The 17,624-nt window shown below is 43.9% G+C and carries 10 protein-coding genes; all 10 read left to right on the top strand.

Annotated elements, in window-relative coordinates; genetic code table 11:
• Nucleotides 1-12 precede the first annotated feature (12 nt).
• The 10 genes from AC3WJJ_RS10965 to AC3WJJ_RS10920 all read left to right on the top strand — a co-directional run bounded on the left by AC3WJJ_RS10965 (nucleotide 13) and on the right by AC3WJJ_RS10920 (nucleotide 17,604).
• Nucleotides 13-3,837, top strand: a complete 3,825-nt coding sequence (locus tag AC3WJJ_RS10965; protein WP_492540488.1) for a non-ribosomal peptide synthetase — start codon at nucleotides 13-15, stop codon at nucleotides 3,835-3,837.
• Between the two features lie 14 nt (nucleotides 3,838-3,851).
• Complete coding sequence (gene fabD / locus AC3WJJ_RS10960; RefSeq protein ID WP_492540486.1) at nucleotides 3,852-5,135, top strand: ACP S-malonyltransferase; 1,284 nt, start codon at nucleotides 3,852-3,854, stop codon at nucleotides 5,133-5,135.
• A gap of 21 nt (nucleotides 5,136-5,156) precedes the next feature.
• Entirely contained in the window at nucleotides 5,157-9,173 is a 4,017-nt protein-coding gene (locus AC3WJJ_RS10955; RefSeq protein ID WP_492540484.1) for an SDR family NAD(P)-dependent oxidoreductase, read from the top strand.
• Complete coding sequence (locus tag AC3WJJ_RS10950; protein WP_492540482.1) at nucleotides 9,166-12,510, top strand: beta-ketoacyl synthase N-terminal-like domain-containing protein; 3,345 nt, start codon at nucleotides 9,166-9,168, stop codon at nucleotides 12,508-12,510. Before AC3WJJ_RS10955 ends, AC3WJJ_RS10950 begins: the two co-directional genes overlap by 8 nt.
• Nucleotides 12,511-12,544: 34 nt before the next feature.
• On the top strand, nucleotides 12,545-12,817 hold the full coding sequence (locus tag AC3WJJ_RS10945; RefSeq protein WP_492540480.1) for an acyl carrier protein: 273 nt from the start codon (nucleotides 12,545-12,547) through the stop codon (nucleotides 12,815-12,817).
• Nucleotides 12,818-12,830: 13 nt separating this feature from the next.
• Complete coding sequence (locus AC3WJJ_RS10940; protein WP_422657542.1) at nucleotides 12,831-13,973, top strand: radical SAM protein; 1,143 nt, start codon at nucleotides 12,831-12,833, stop codon at nucleotides 13,971-13,973.
• Nucleotides 13,974-14,013: 40 nt separating this feature from the next.
• A complete protein-coding gene (locus AC3WJJ_RS10935) occupies nucleotides 14,014-15,102 on the top strand; it encodes a hypothetical protein (protein ID WP_492540477.1) in 1,089 nt (362 codons plus the stop codon).
• A gap of 22 nt (nucleotides 15,103-15,124) precedes the next feature.
• Nucleotides 15,125-16,513: a glycosyltransferase gene (locus AC3WJJ_RS10930; RefSeq protein WP_492540475.1), complete on the top strand. Its 1,389-nt coding sequence runs from the start codon at nucleotides 15,125-15,127 to the stop codon at nucleotides 16,511-16,513.
• A 136-nt stretch (nucleotides 16,514-16,649) separates the two neighbouring features.
• Nucleotides 16,650-17,108: a hypothetical protein gene (locus AC3WJJ_RS10925; protein ID WP_492540474.1), complete on the top strand. Its 459-nt coding sequence runs from the start codon at nucleotides 16,650-16,652 to the stop codon at nucleotides 17,106-17,108.
• Nucleotides 17,098-17,604 carry a DUF4275 family protein gene (locus tag AC3WJJ_RS10920; RefSeq protein ID WP_492540472.1) on the top strand — a complete coding sequence of 169 codons (507 nt, stop codon included), beginning with the start codon at nucleotides 17,098-17,100 and terminating at the stop codon, nucleotides 17,602-17,604. The genes AC3WJJ_RS10925 and AC3WJJ_RS10920 overlap by 11 nt, the downstream gene beginning before the upstream one ends.
• Nucleotides 17,605-17,624 lie beyond the last annotated feature (20 nt).

Raw genomic sequence — 17,624 nt, 5'->3', positions numbered from 1 at the left:
GGAGGAAACGAAATGAGAGAAAATCGTTCACCCAAATTGGACAAGGCCAATGTGGAAGATATCGTAGCATTAACGCCCATGCAGGAGGGCTTGTTGTTTCATTACCGAAGCGATAAGAATCATGACCACTATACTCAGCAGTTTTCAGTTCGATTGTCTGGTCTCTTCTCGGTTGAAACTATTCGAGGAGCATGGAAGCAGGTTGTAAACGCAAATGATGTTCTCAAGACCGTGTACCGTTGGGATCAGCTCGATAAGCCTGTTCAAATTGTGTTGAAAGATAAAGATATTCCAATTGCAGTATTGGATTACTCTAGTTATTCGGTTAAACAAGCAGAGGCGTTGATTGCTGAATTAAAAGTCAATGATCGTTCGCAAGATCTCGATCTCGAAGTGGAGCCGATGCGGATTTCACTATGTCTTATCGATTATGACTCTTGCGAGATGATTATTACGTGGCATCATATTTTGTTCGATGGTTGGAGTAATGGCTTGCTTATTAAAGAGTTTATGCAGGCACATCAGGCTGTGGTTGAAGAGAACCATAGACCTTTAAGAAAAGTTGGAAAGACCCCATTTAAACAGTTCGTACAGTTGTTGCATCGTCAAGATAGAGCTTTGCAGCGGCAGTATTGGGAGCAGGAATTTCAAGGGTGGGAGGAACGTACGCATCTGACCGAACCAAGAGAGCTGTATATAGAAAATGCTTCAGGACAGTCAACGAGTTCACATGCTCTGGCACTCTCCATTCAAGAGGTAGAAGCTATTACTCACTACACTCAGCATCACGAGTTGACGCTTGCCGCGTATTTGTATACTGCATGGGGATTAGTCCTAGGGCGATACTGTCGAGCTGAGGATGTACTATTCGGTACAACAGTGTCGGGGAGAACTCCAGAGCTTCCTGGAATGGAAGAAATGATCGGTTTATTTATAAATACCATTCCACTGCGTATTTGCTGGTCAGGAGATGAATCGGTCAGGCAGTTGATCCAATCGGTTAACGAGAAGCTTAAGCGTCGTGTTGACTATGAGCTAACCCCTCTCGTGGATATGAACAGTTACTGTGGTGCTGATTCTCATGAACCTTTGTTTAACTCTATTATGGTCGTGGAGAATTACCCACTCGATACGAGCATCAGGCAAGTGGGAAGCTTGGGAATTGAACGATATGAGATGGCCGAATCTACTCACTATGGGCTGACGATCGGTGTTCAGGCTTTAGAGTCTGGCGAAATGATAATAGATTTTGCGTATGATCCATTATCGTTCACCGAAGCAATGATTACCCGACTAGCAGGTCACTTTAAACAGATTGTTATGCAAATGTGCAGTAAAACAGAGATGAAGATCTGTGAGCTTGGTCTTTTGACGGCAGAGGAAATGAATGAGATAGAAACTTCGTTTAACAAGCGTATTTCATCCCATGAATTTTCGGCACCACATGAGTCCTGCCTAGAAGAACTTGTGCATCGTCGGTTCGAGAAAAAGGCTAAGGACTCGCCCCACGCTATAGCTGTAGTATGTGGCGAACACAGTTATACCTATCAAGAAATGAACGAGAGGGCTGACCAGCTTGCGAATCAGATTAACACTCTTGGTATCAGCAATGATGAACCTGTGGCCTTATGGCTAGAGCGATCTGAGCGACTCATTATTGCGATGCTAGCGGTGCTCAAATCAGGTGCAGCTTATGTGCCCATTGATTATGATTATGCCCCAGCTCGTATTAATCAGATTCTCCTTGATTGCAAGGCGAGAATCATGGTAACGGATGATCCAGTGATTCCAGATACGATTGAGTTTAATGGTACTACCTTGTGCTTAGAGAAGATGATGTCGGATTTAGATACATCCAAGGTTCATGCTGTTATTCCTTCACATAAACCGAGTGATACCGCATATATCCTGTACACTTCAGGCTCAACAGGTACGCCGAAAGGTGTAGTTGTTGAACATCGCAACTTGCTGGCTTATGCGGATGCCTTTCAGCATGAGTTTCATTTAACAGATACAGATACCTTTTTACAGCAGGCATCATGTTCTTTTGATCAGTTTGTAGAGGAAGTCTATCCGGTATTGTTTGCGGGGGGACAGATTGTAATTGCTCGCAGGACAGATGTGATCGACATGCCTAGACTTGTCCAATTAATCGATTGTCATCAAGTCACGATTGTCTCATGCTCCCCGCTGCTTATGAATGAACTGAACAAGCAATCCGGTATGGACAGTGTTCGAATCTTTATCAGTGGTGGGGATGTCCTTAAAGCGGAGTATATGTCGGAGCTGCATAAGAGAGCAGAGGTATACAACACCTATGGACCGACTGAAGCGACAGTATGTGCAACATACCATCGATGCTTGCCGGAATATGCCTCTCGAATGAGCATACCCATCGGGAAACCCATATTGAATTACCGTGTATATGTGCTTGATGGTTACGGACATCCGCTACCCGTAGGGGTTGCAGGGGAGATTTGTATTGCCGGAGCGGGTGTAGCGAGAGGTTATCTGAATCGAGATGAGCTAACGCAGCGACATTTTACTTGCGATCCGTTTGATGCACATATACGCATGTACCGTACAGGCGACATTGGACTTTGGCGATCAGATGGGAGCCTGCTTTATGTAGGCAGAAATGATCAACAGGTGAAAATCCGAGGCTACCGGGTGGAGCCAGGGGAGATCGAGCATCATTTGCTTGAGATTTTAGCTGTTGATGAAGCGATTGTGCTTACGAATTTAAATGAACATGGGATGATGTCGCTTGCGGCTTATATTAAGGTCAATCGAGACATAACTGAGAATGAACTACGGGATACATTGACTGGTAGCCTACCATCTTACATGATCCCAAGCTTTTTCTACCGTATTGATAAGGTTCCTAAGACGCCGAACGGTAAGTTAGATCGACATGCACTGCTGCAGATCACAGATAGATTAACAGTGATCGATGATGCAGCAAGTATTGAATGGGGAGCTGTTAGTGAGTCTGAACTACAGATCCGGCGTGTGTGGCAGGATGTGCTTAAAGTAGAGGACATTGGGCTTCATGAGCATTTCTTTGATCTTGGTGGTAACTCGATTCTGCTTATGCAGCTCCATGCCAAGCTTGAGAAAGAATATGGATTTGGGATTGAGATCGTTGATCTCTTCACCTATACAACCATATCGAAATTAGCCAGATGGGTTGATGATAAGAAGGGCACAGGGAAGCAAGACGAGCGAGCTACGTGGCAAGTATATCAAATGCTTCCAACAACCTTTTTTCATCAGAATTTGAACGGGCATGGAAGAGGAGTCGTACGATTTAATCTAAAGTCTCATCATAGAGAGGTTATTGCCGGAATTGCCTCGGACCACAACGTTGAAACACTTGATCTGTTAACAGGTATGGTGCTGTTTATGTTTCGTGAATGGAATGATCAGTCACTTGCTGCAATTCATTGTTTGCTGGCGGAGGGTGAACAGGCCGTGCCTATACCGATTGATTTTATGAAGATGAATGGATTTGATGAGCTGTTTCAGTATGTGAACCGATGCCGAGTGAATCGATTGAATGCTTACCGATTAGATCATATTTCATCGACACATGTTCAAAAGGCAGCAGATGAAGTACTCCCCCTTATTTATGGTCTGCAAGATCTTGATGTCGGAGCATCTTGGCTTGAAATATACGATATGGCCTTTGGAATAGAAGATCATGTTGATGAAAGTCAGTTATCTATTTCAATCAAATTTAACGACAAACGCATCAAAGAAGAGGCGGTTCGAATGCTCGCTAGTGGGTATGTTGATCTGCTAATCCAGCTGACTGCAAACCGCGTGATGTCGTGAGGAGGAGGTAACAATTGATAAAGCTCGCGCTTTTATTTCCAGGTCAAGGCTCTCAGTACATCGGGATGGGGCAAGATTTACTGAATCGATCGGCAGCAGCAAGAGAGGTATTCGCTGAGGCCAATGATGTACTTCATTTCGATCTTCAAGCGCTTATTACACATGGGAGCGCCGAGGAATTGACACGAACCGAGAACGCACAGCCCGCACTCCTTACCGTAAGTATTGCAGCCTTCCGTGTATACATGGAGGAGATTGGTGTAGAACCGGTTGTTTCTGCAGGCCATAGTCTGGGAGAATTCTCCGCACTGACATGTGCGGGTGCGATGACATTTCACGATGCGCTTAAGCTTGTAAGACGTCGAGGTCAACTCATGCAGGAGGCGGCAGCTGAGGGAATTGGAGCGATGTGTGCCGTGATGGGGAGTGATCCAAGGCGTGTAGAAGAGGCATGTAGACAGGCTTCTATCGCTAAGCAGCAAGAGGTGGTGATCTCCAATTACAATACTTCCGGACAGCTGGTTATCTCCGGACATCGCAGTGCCGTTGAAGGGGCGGCCCGAGAGCTTGAATCTTTTGGAGCACGTATCGCATTTTTGAAAGTGAGTGCGCCTTTTCATAGTCCACTAATGAAGACAGCGGCGATTCGTTTTCAAGAAGAACTAGCTGCTTATACCTATAGTCCATTTAAGTGGTCCGTGGTGTCTAACGTCACAGGGAAACCATATGATTCACCAGATCAGATTGTCTCTTATTTGACGAAGCAGCTTACCGCTCCTGTTCGCTGGGATTGGACAATGAAACTTTTAGTGGAGCAGGGCGTTAGTATGGCAGCTGAGCTAGGCGCGAAGCAAGTGCTAACACAGTTTATCCGAACGGATGCCAAGTCTATTGTCTGTTATCCCTATGAATCAGCAGTAGAGCTAGACTTGCTTCAGAAAGAGCTGGAAGCTGACAGGATGGAACAAGCAAGGCAAAAAGCTTCTAATAATGTAGTGACAAAATGCCTTGCCGCTGCTGTATGTACACGCAATCGGAATTGGGACTTAGATGCTTATCACCAAGGCTTCGTTCTTCCTTATCGGGAAGTCGAGCGACTTCAGGAACGACTGGATGAGAGCGGGGCACTTCCTACTAAGGCTGAGATGCAGGAGGCACTTGAAAGGCTAAAGCAGATGCTAGATACGAAAATGGTACCGGAACAAGAGCAGCAAGAGCGATTTGCAGATATTTTGAGAAAGACCGGAACAGAAGCACTATTTCCAGAATTCTTGCCTGATTCACGGGTGATGACTTGATGATGTGTGGAGGTGATCTGGATGGATTTTCAGTCAATCAAATTAAATCGTAAGTCTGCTGCTCAGCTTGAGGATGTTGCTTTAGATTCAACCTCGCATCAGGATATCGCAATTATAGGAATTTCAGTGAAGCTCCCGCTGGCAGATACGGTTGATCAATTTGCGCACAATCTGAAGACAGGGAGGGATTGTATTAGAGCAATTCCTTCTCAACGTAGGCAAGATACAGAATTGTATTTCAAAGCGATGGGGAACGAACCAGAAGAGTTGGCTTTCGGAGAGGCGGCATATCTGGATGAGATCGACAAATTCGATTACTCCTTTTTTAAACTCTCACCGCGTGAAGCAAGCTTACTTGATCCAAATCAACGTTTGTTCTTGCAGACAGCTTGGCGTGCAATCGAAGATGCCGGTTATGGTGGGGGGAAACTTGAAGGAAGCCGAACAGGTGTATATGCCGGTTATGGTTCAGATGCAGACTACTTGAAGTTGATTAGACAAATGGAGCCGGAGGCTGTACCCCTGTCGATGGCGGGAAATGTACGCCCGATCATTGCTAGCCGCTTGTCTTATTTAATGGATCTTCGTGGACCAAGCTTTATTGTCGATTCGACTTGTTCTTCTTCGTTGGTAGCGGTTCATCTCGCTTGTCAGGCCATTCGCAGTGGGGAATGTGATACCGCAATTGTAGGAGGTATTCAGCTTCATCTAATCCCAATTCGTGAGTATGAGGTTGGCATTGAATCCTCGACATCAAGGGCTAGAACATTCGATGATCGAGCAGATGGGACAGGAACCGGTGAAGGTGTAGTCGTAATGATGCTTAAACCGCTAGAGCAGGCGATTGAATCACGTGATCACATATATGCGGTCATTAAATCAAGTGCCTTGAATCAGGATGGGGGTTCTGTTGGCATTACAGCTCCGAACGCCGAAGCCCAGGAAGCTGTCATTGTAGATGCATGGAAACGGGCTGGTATTGATCCGGAGACGATTGGATATATCGAGACACATGGAACGGCTACGAAACTGGGTGACCCCATTGAAGTGGAGGGGCTTAGCCGAGCGTTCAAGCGCTTTACAGACAAGAAGCAGTTTTGCGCGATCGGGTCACTTAAGAGCAGTGTCGGTCATCTAGATAATGCAGCAGGTATCGCAGGCCTACTCAAAGCAGTTCTATCGCTCAAAAATAAATGTATTTATCCGACCCTTCATTTTGAGCGGCCTAACCGCGTGATTGATTTTGCACAATCTCCTGTTTATGTAAACGATGAGTTTAAGGAATGGAAGGATGGCCTTCATCCTCGTCGATGTGGGGTAAGCTCCTTCGGAATTAGTGGCACGAACTGTCACGTCATCGTGGAGGAAGCTCCTGCGAAGCGCTTACGATTGAATACACTTCATGGTGATTATCGGTTGTTTGTATTATCTGCGCAGACAGAGACAGTCTTAGAGGTCTATGTGGCTGAAAGCCTTGATTATCTCGAGCAACATCCATCCATTGATTATGAGGATTTATGCTATACACTCAGCACAGGAAGAGGACATCACAAGTATCGTATTGCTATCGCAGCCACCTGTGTGGATGAGTTGATCGATGAGCTAAGGAGTTTAAGAAATGCTGGATTCCAGGCTATCCAAGATCGTTCACAAGAAGAAGAGATGTGCTCCCTGTATGCAGATGTAATAGATAGAGATCCATCACAATCAGAAACGATTCGTATACGTTTGGATCGTGTCCTTGAGACATGTTCGTCCTCTAATCAGGATAGTCGGTCGATTTGCACAGAACTGGGAAGGCTCTACGTACGAGGGGCTAGTATTCCTTGGAATCGTCTGTATAGACAAGCTCCTAGAAATCGGATTAGCTTTCCGGCTTATCCATTCAATCAGAATCGGTGCTGGGTGAACCTGAAGGATACAGCATTGAAAGGTAGAGTTCGTCCTACACTTAGACCGAGTGATACTGGCGAAGGAGTGCTGAAAGAGGGCCATCAAGAACCAAGCTTCTTTTATCACACGCGGCGATGGTTTCATGAGCCCTTACCCGAGATGAATCGAATAAGTCCCCATAATAGAAGGACCATTCTTCTCTTAACTGAAGCTCATCAAGATAGTAGCCCGCTCATTAGTCGCTGGATCACAGAAGGATCAACGATTATAGAGGGCGTAATGGGTGATCGTTATGATCCAATCGATGAGATGAAATTTATGATTCGTGACAAAATCGAGGATTATGAGCGACTTTTGCTTGATGTATTGAAGAGGGATGATGACCAAGCGCTCCATATTGTGGATTTACGGTTTGTTGTTATGGATAACGAAAGTGAATCGATCGAGGCGTATGAGCATGGTTTGAATCAAACGATGTATCGACTCTACCGACTACTTCATGCCTTAGCAGAACAGGGGGGGCGTGAGTCTATTGCCATGACACTGGTGACGTCCTATGCGGATGAAGTGAGCACTGCGCAGACGATGGTTCGTCCTGAACAACTTGCCATGATTGGACTAAGTAAAGCTGTTGGTTGGGAGAACCCGAATTTTAAAGTGCGCTGGATCGATGTGGACGAACAATCCGACCTCGTACAATGCTTATGTAATGAGCTTGAAGGTGCCTCCAATGAATATTGGACGGCTTATCGTCAAAACAAACGATATGTAGAGCGAGTCGATGTATTGAGGCTTGAGGAGGAAGATTCTAATCAAGAGAGCAAATACGTATCGAAGAGTTCTCTAGATGTAGGTGGTGTATACCTAATAACAGGAGGGCTTGGCAGCTTAGGGCTTCTGATGGCATCACATCTTGTAAAAGAAATGAAAGGGAATATTCACTTAGCTTTAATTGGAAGGACACCATTGCCACCAAGAGATCAGTGGGCTGAATGGGGTCAGACCGATCAGGACATGAGAACGACTCGTGCTATACATGCGATTCAAGAGATGGAAGATGCAGGGGCGCATATTGAAGTCATCCAAGCGGATATTTCTAATGAAGATCAGTTGAACAATGCACTCGTCGCTTTAAGAGAAAGGCATGGCAGAATTGCAGGGATCGTTCATGCAGCTGGAGTGTCCGAAGGGAATCTGCTTAAGCATTTGTCAGAAGAAGATCTGCGAAAGATCACTGCTTCCAAGATGACAGGTACTTGGCTACTGGATCATTTAACACGGCAGGACAAGCCTGATTTCTTCGTCCTCTTCTCCTCAGCAATTACATTAGTTGGCGGGATCGGGTCAGGTCCCTACACGGCAGGTAATGCCTATTTGGACGGATATTCGGCCTATCGAAACCGCCTGGGATTACGGACCCTGACAATAAATTGGCCGGCTTGGCAGCAATCAGGTGTAGCGGGGATAGAGCAGATTGATGAGTCGAAGGAAATGTTCTGTATCATGCCTCAGGAGGCTGGAATAGAAGCATTCGGACATCTTCTCCGTGCAGCTAATACAGTATCGATCCAGCAGGTTATTGTCGGTAACTGGAATCGAGGAAGCCATCTGTTCGCCTTAGGAGATCGGCTGCCGTTCCGTCCATCCGAACAGGTTCAACAGCTGTTGAATTCATCCATGTCGAAGGGCTCGCAGTTAAATGATCTTCGTTCAGCAGAACCATCGGGTGGAATGGATACAGGAGCAGACCACTGGACCGGAACACGAAGTGAGCTTGAAGAAGAAGTGATTGATATCTGGAAACGAGTGCTTGGCTATGAAGCGTTAGATATTCACGCGAATTTCTTCGAGATCGGAGGAGATTCCATCCTGATCACACGTGTACATCATTACATTGATGAGGTATTTCCTGGACTGACCACGGTAGCGGATATGTTCTCTTATCCAACGGTAGCCAAGATAACGGACTATCTTTATGATGTTGTGTTGCTTAAGAAACAAACAGATGAGCCTTCCGCTGAGATTATCGCCTCGGACACCTTGAATGAAGCTCTGACGAAACTACTGAAGCAAGTGAAGCAGAGAGAATTATCTTCCGAGCGAGCGACCCAGCTTTATCGCGGGATGGAGGTAGCACATGGATAAATTAGCAAGTCAGATCTTCGACCATGTTGCTAGTGGACAATTGGATGAGGAGGTTGCCCTGCAGCTACTTCGAACGCTTAAGGAGGAGCAGCAGCCACCTGAGTCTAAGGATGTTGCGATTATAGGCCTTTCCTTAAAAATGCCAGGTGCCGATAACTTACAGCAATTCTGGGACAACCTGCAGCAAGGTCGAGAATTTATCGGTCCTCTGCCCGAATCACGTCAGCAAGACAGCTTGGGTTTTATCCGTACCTTTACCCCGCTTCAGGAGGACAGTATTCATTATAGTCATGGTGGATTTATACCTGATATCGATAAATTCGATTACAGATTTTTTAATCTCTCACCTAAAGAGGCAGCCTTAATGGACCCGAATCAGCGTCTATTCCTGCAGACAGCATGGGAAGCAATTGAAGATGCAGGATATGGAGGAAATCGAATTCAGAGTAGTAAAACGGGAATTTACATCGGGTACGCAGATTGGCCAGTATATGGCCAGTATATTACGAGAAATCAACCATCCCAGATTCCAATGGCAAGCACGGGTAATACCCCTTCCATTATCGCGGGGCGGATTGCGTATTTGCTAGATTTGCAAGGTCCATCATTACTAGTAGATACGGCTTGTTCCTCCTCTCTTGTTGCCGTTCATCTCGCCTGTATGGCGCTCCGGAATAAGGAGTGTGACATGGCTATTGCAGGCGGAGTAAAGGTATGCCTCATGCCTGTAGATGGATTGTTCGAGATTGGTATTGAATCTTCCAATCGAAAGACAAGTGCATTTGATGACAGTTCAGATGGAACGGTCTGGGGGGAGGGGACGGTTGCTTTACTGCTGAAACCTTTGGAGAAAGCTGTTCGGGATAAAGACCCTATTCATGCGGTTATACGGGGTAGTGCGATGAATCAAGACGGTACATCCGTAGGACTGACCGCACCGAATGCAGCCTCACAGGAGAAGCTGCTGATGCAGGCTTGGAAGGATGCGGGGATTCACCCGGAAACGATAGGTTACATCGAAGCCCATGGTACAGGAACGAAATTGGGTGATCCGATTGAGGTGGATGGAATACGCAGGGCTTTCCGTCACTACACGAATCGTAAGCAGTTCTGTGCCATCGGATCGATTAAGACTAACGTAGGGCATCTGGATGCAGCCTCAGGCGTGGCCGGACTTGCAAAGGCAATTGCAATGCTTAAGTATAAAATGCTGCCGCCGACATTAAATTTCACGAGACCGAATCGAAATATTCCTTTTGAGAACTCTCCGCTCTATGTGAATGATCGTTTGGAGTCATGGGAAAAGGAAGGGGCCTATCCAAGAAGGTGCGGCGTAAGTTCATTCGGTTTTAGTGGAACGAACTGTCATCTAGTGTTAGAGGAATCCCCTTCAGAAGTTGCAGATCAGGCTCAATTTAGCACAGAACATGAGGAGCAGTTGTTTGTCTTATCAGCGAAGAGTACATCTTCGTTAGAGCGACTCATCCAAACCTATGTGTGTGCTTTACCTGAACTTGATAAAAGATTTACGGATATATGCTTCACAGCCAATACGGGGCGAGGTCACTATACTTGCAGATTGGCAATCCTTGCGGATGGAATTCAGAACTTGATGACCAAGCTGAAAACTGCATTAGAAGTAGGTTTTGATCAACCTTGGGAAGCAAAAGAAAGCGGGATTTTTTACAATGAGTATCGCATTTCAAGCCATCGAAAAGAGGATCAAAACCACAGATTGAGGACACCAGACGAACTTAAAGCTCTTAGTGAGTCGGTAAATGTGCTGTTTCATGAAGCTGCTTCAACCGCATCTCCGAACGAAAAAGGGATACTTGCACAGCTTGCCCAGTATTATGTCCAAGGCGCTGATGTGAATTTTGAGAAGTTATACGAGGGGAAGGCATCCACGAAGCTGCATCTTCCTGTGTATCCTTTTGAAGCGCTGCGTTGCTGGATCGATCCAGTAGACGATGATATGTATGTTGGAATTAATCTAAAAGGTAAGGAAGACAACTCATACACCGCCCTAGAGATGCAACTAGCAACGTTATGGGGAGAATTGCTTGGTGTGAAGGAAGTTGATCTGGATGATGATTTCTTTGAGCTTGGTGGTAACTCCATTCTTGCTATACGAGTTGAAGTTGAGTTAGAGCAAATCGGACTTGCGTTTAGTTCAGAACTCCTGTACCAGTACTCATCCATTCGGGAGATAGCTGCTTATCTAGAAGTGCCGACCAGCGGATCTGATCCCCTTGTTAAAACAAACATATCCAAGAATCCTGCTGTAGTCACGCAGTGGACACATGATAATCTTCACGAATCCCAACAATCGGTCATTCTAGCTAATATTGAACCTTTTAACGATCTCTATTATCGGAACTGCTTTTATAATTCTTTTTTTCCTGTAGTTAAGTACTTTGGAGGGAGTATCCTTCCGTATCTGATTAATGATCTACTCCTATTTCATCGAAATGATGTCGATGAGGCAGATGAAGGGTATGAGCTTCGATATGAGGAGATTAGGCCGCAAAATACCTTGTTTACAGAGATGAATCTATCCCTCCAGACCGAATTCGATTTTGGAGAAATCGAAACGGTACTCGTTCAAAACATAAGCCGAGGAAACCCTGTTATCGTATGGGTGGATTGCTACGAGATCCCTTTCCGTGCGGATGCCTATCAGAAGCAGCATGTGGATCATACGATATTGGTTTATGGCTTTGATGAAGGCACTCAGATGTTCCATATTATCGAGCACGATCGGCGAGAGAATCTAACTTACAAGCCCTGCTTAATTGCATTTAATGATCTCGTCCGTGCTTGCAAAGGTTATGAAACATACTATCAGGAATCAGAGCACCGAGCTGCATATTATATCATTCAACAACATCAAGCTGATTCTTTATACAGCGAGACTAGTATCCACGAGTTAAAGCAACAATTCGAAATGAATCTGACCTATAACCGTCCACGTCTGCAAGAAAGCATGCATGTCTTACAGGAATTTGTATCCTGGTTTATCAAGGTGAGCTTTAGCGAAGTCAGTCTTAAATTTCATACGGAGTCGATCATTGAAATGCTTAATCAGATTCTCAATGCTAAACAAGTTGAAGGATATCGTCTGACGGCATTATACGGTGAGGAAGCTTCAATTCTTAGTAGGCACTCTACCTGTGTAGAGCATTGGGAAACCATTCGAAAAGGGATCGTTCGATTCTTCTATGCGCCTATCTACCAGAATGTACGAATCGAAGCAATGCATGCGAGATTGGAGCAATTGCTTATCGCAGAGCAACAGTTCCTATCTGAACTTTTTAACGAGCTTCAACCTATATAGGTTCATATAACAACAATAATAGGAGGGAAAACGTATGGCAATTGAAATAAAGGATGAATTAAGAGATAGAGTGATGGATCTGTTGAGGGAGAATGTAGATGATCCTAGCATGCTAGAACAATGTGGACCAGACGATGACTTATCTTCTCTGGGCATTAATTCCCTAACTTTTATCAAGCTTGTGATTGCAACAGAGATGGAGTTTGGGGTGTCGTGGGATGACGAGGATCTAGATTTTCGTAACTTTAGCACAATTAATCAGATCATGAACTATATTAGCCTGAACCAGAATGAGGAAGAACAATAGGAGGGGATACATCATGCTAACCAAAGCAGGAAAACTTGGAGGGGTGGCTCTAGAAGAACACGTTCTCAATCTAGCACCCGAAATTAAACAACTGACACTATTCCCATCCGAGCTTTGTAATTATCGCTGCAACTTCTGCCACATTTGGGGAGAGACAGGTTGGGCTCTGAAAGAGCCGCAACGAGCGATCCGTGAGCAGCTGGATATCGATGTACTTAAGAAATTCCTTGATGAGGTAACCGCAATCAACAAAAATCTTGGCGTCATCATTACAGGTGGGGAGCCGATGCTGTATAAGCATTTTACAGAGTTGGTTGAACATTTGAGAAAGCGTAAGGCGAATGTGTATCTGTTGACCAATGGCTCGTTAATCAAAAACCGGGTTGAGTTTATTATGGAGAACATCGTAGGGATGAACATTTCTATTGATGGGCCAGAAGAATTCCATGATGCCATTCGTGGAAAGGGAAGTTTCCAGAAGATCTGTGAGAACATCGAATCACTCATTGAAGAAAAGCGTAAGCGTAAAAAAATGTTCCCTTTCATTCATATTACAATGGTTCTCTCACCTTCTAACTATCTTAGTATTAAGCAATTTATGAGTGCGCTCCGTGAACGCTTCCAAGGTACAGATGTTAAACTTCATGATCCTCGGAATCCTTGGTCTTCACGACGTGATCTGTCTGTGAATTTGGCACCACTTCTGTTCACCACACCCGATCGAGGCCGCGCATATGCGACTCAGATGAAGCATGATCTGGATTGTGATGTATCTCCAGCATGGCAAGGCTTTGTTGAAGAGTCGATTCCGATGGATACACAGCTTTTGAAAAAAGAACTAGAAGAACTATGGGCCGATGAAGGCATCGATTCCTCCCACTATATTGATATTCACGATTATTATACGGACATTGAGAATGTCTTTGGTCGTTCTAAGTGTGTGGCTCCATGGCATGAGATGGTTATCCGCCGTACAGGTGATGTTTACCCATGTGTGGATTTACCGGACTATAAATACGGCAATATTTATGAACATTCATTTACGGAGATGTGGGAGGGAGAACGGGCTACCAAATTCCGTGACTACATGAGAACAAGCAATCTGATGATGTGCAACCGCTGTACACGGATGTTTGCAGATCCAGAATCCTACTAAAATTCCAATAATGTAGTCCAAGCTTATGGAGGTTAGTCTCATGAATATTGTGGATATGGAGTCCGTACTAACGGATAAGACGATGAGAAGTGTTAAACTGCCATTTGAGATGCCACAGGTATATGGATTTTTGGGCCATGCTTATGTGTTAGGTATTCTCCAGCCTTATGATTATGCGAAGCCTTGGATTCATACCAGTTATATTCAATTATTTATATCCAAACATTATTTGAATGATCTACAAGAATATCGACTGGATTTCTATCCAGATTTAATGATTGCATATAACAATATGCCTTGGCTGCAATATAAGCACTCCGATAAAGTGTTGCTTGATCAGCTAGGCGTTGATATTCATCGTTATCTGATTAACCAACTCGAACATAACTATTATGTCGTAACATATGTAGATGAATTCTATATTCACAATTCGATTTGTTATCAGGAGAATCATTTTGTTCATGACATATTTATTTACGGTTTTGATCTGGACCGGCAAATCTACCATGTTGCTATCTTTGATAAGAATCGTCAGTTTACAGTGCAGGAAGTTACTTTTGAACAATTTGAACAGGCGTATCTATCTCAAGGTAAATCAACACAGTCACTAATCAATTCGATAAAAAGGTTGGAGCCTTTAGATTACGAGAGCAGTAAATATGGTTCTGGAGTGGGTAGATTTGATTTTGACCTACAGCTGATCATTGATGTGCTAAGTGATTACTTGGAAGGCAGAAACTCTACTGAGCGTCTTCGGATACAACAGCAGCCCGTGGAGGGTTACTTTGGAGTTGAGATTTACCCTTACCTCCAGAAGTTCATAACACGCGTGATTGAAGGTGAATTGAACTTCGACGTAAGACAGCTTCATATCTTGTGGGAACATAAGAAAATGATGGTTGCACGGATCGAATATCTGAAGGAGCTGGGCTATCTAGAAGAAGAGACCCCACTCTTAGAAGAGGCCAAGCGTCTTGAAAAGCGGTCTTACACTTATCGCAATCTCATGCTTAAAGGTTTTATGAGTAACAATAGAGACATACTGCATCCACTTGTGAACTCACTCGAGGAGATGTTGATTGCAGATAAGGCATTAATTACACAGCTTATCGAGGAGCTTCGCAAGTAAATAGAGATAGGAGGGATTGAGCATGTTGGATGTTTCAATCATTATCCCTGTGTACAATAAAATGGAGCAGCTAGAGCAATCACTTTATTTCATTGCGCACCAGATCGATATAGGAGTCGCACTTGAGGTGGTTGTAATCGACGATGGATCAACCCAGCCTGTCAAAAATATTATTGATTCTTATGCTGATAAGATCCCAAATCTCAAATATCTTTATCTCGAACGCAATAAACATTCTTGCAGGTCAAGGACTCGAAATGTAGGTATTCGAGAGAGTAGCGGCAGCATTTTGGTTTTTCTCGACTGCGGAATTATTATTCCTGAATGCTTCATCAAACGCGTTGTGAATCGGATTGGAGAGAGTAAGAACACGGTGCTCTACCCTTATATCATGGGCGCATTTACGGATCCAAGTAAAGACGATTTGTCTGTGATCGAGGAGATTACACCTTCAAATCTGGCTGCAGTATGTGAACAGTTGAAGTATCATCCCGCATGGGAGGATATGCGAACCTCACATTTTGAATTGGTGGACCATGACCTGAATCGGATGGATGCTCCATGGTCGGTGGGATGGGGAGGAGTCGTATGCGCTTCACGGGATATTGTGCTTCAAACAGGCGGTTTTGATGAGACGCTGAAAGGTTGGGGAGCGGAGGATACGGATTTCTCGTATCAGCTTCACATGCACAAAGCGTTGATGTATGCGACAGATGATATTTATACCCTACATCTTCCGCATCCCTCAGACGATAATATCGATCAGAAGATTAGGTCAAGCTACTTGAATCGTAAAAAAATGCATATGAAGCATCGTACATTCGACACGGAGATTTATCCGTATTCAGCAGATATGCATTTTGATCTGATTATGGCGAAGTTTAATCGGTTAGTAGCTCATTATTATATTCCAGCCTATAGTGATCGTTTAATTGAGCTTCTGAACGGTGAGTATTTGAAAGACGCAGAGCGAACCGCTGTTATTGGAGCAGATAGTCATGCGATGCTGTCTGAACTCGGTGTATCTCATGTTTTTTTGCAGAATAAAAGATTGCTTGAGCGTTATACAAATGTATGGCCCGAGAAAGAATTTGTCTATCTTCTCGGGGTAGATACACTCTATCCTTCCAAACACTTTGATGTCATTATCGTCACTGACTATTTCAGGATGTTTAGCGAACCGCTTATTGGAATCATGCTGAAAGAGCTTTACCGGATCAGTAAGAAGGTCGTCTTCTTATATAATGATAGCTATGTATCATACCTAGCAACTACAGCAGGATGGACCTGGCATAGTAAAGAGGAGCTGGAAGAGCTATTTGATCGCAATCAGCTTATGCATCACTCCGAGCGGCTGGTTGATGATTGTAAAGTGTTTGAAGTAGGAAAAGCCGTTGCGTTAGTGAAGTGAATGAGGGTTAGTCACATAAGATGTTTTTTTTGAACGCTCAGATCCGATTTGGGCGTTTTTCTTATGAATCATAGTTGTATTCAATTCGTTAGTTTAATACATTAGGAGGTAATGAATTAGCGAAGGGGATTTCAATTTGAACGTTAGGAATCTAAGATTAAAAATAGCTACTCATTCCTTGCTACTTGCAGCTATTGGTTATGTGCTGTACTTATATATGGATCTATTTCTATTCGTATCAGATAACAGTCCGAATGATGGATATAGGTTATATACTTTAATTGCTTTAGTGCCTGTACCCATCTTCGTATCATTATTCATCAACATCATGATTGAGCGTGACTCGAATCGAAGAAGAAAGATTATAACGGTTATTCACTACCTTTTTCCTATTGGATGTTTTGTACTAATACCGGGTCAGTTTTTATTGTTTTCTGTTAGTGATTTTAAGGATATGTTTATTGTATGCTTTGGTATAACGATAGCTTTGTTACTCATAAATATTGTTTTGTTGATTAATGATCTTCGGCATAAAGATTTAATGAGCACTAAGGTAGGAAGTAGTGATATGGGAGGTTCGTATGATGAGAGATAAGATCCATCAAATCATTGACAAGTTACACGATGAAGAGCTCCATAAGATGTATTGGATTGAAACGATCATGCATAATCAGATTCAATTCAAGAAGAACCTAGAGCATAAAGGAATACTCATCTCAGTGCTACCAGACTCTAATGAATCTGAGAAGATCATTAATCAATGGGACAATACATTTGCACAGAACGTTTGCGATGTGATCAGAGAAGCGATACACTATGACCAATTCAGGTGGCATATCTTCAGTTATGAACAACAAGCTTGTCTAATGGGGGATGAAGCTAGGATAGCTTTTGATGATATAGCCAAAGATGAGATCTATGTCATGTATCAGAGATCCCCTGAAGTTTACATGTACAAAAACGCTAAGGATTTAACCGCAGATATTTTTGATCATGAACAAGATATCTATTTATTTGATAGAGAGTTCACTTGGACTTACGTAAATACCCATGAATCGATGTGCGGACCGTATTTTTATAAGGTGAAATGACTCTAGTTAGTGGATTCGAC

Source organism: Paenibacillus sp. FW507-14B1B (assembly GCF_058781425.1).
This window is presented reverse-complemented; position numbering and strand designations above follow the sequence as displayed.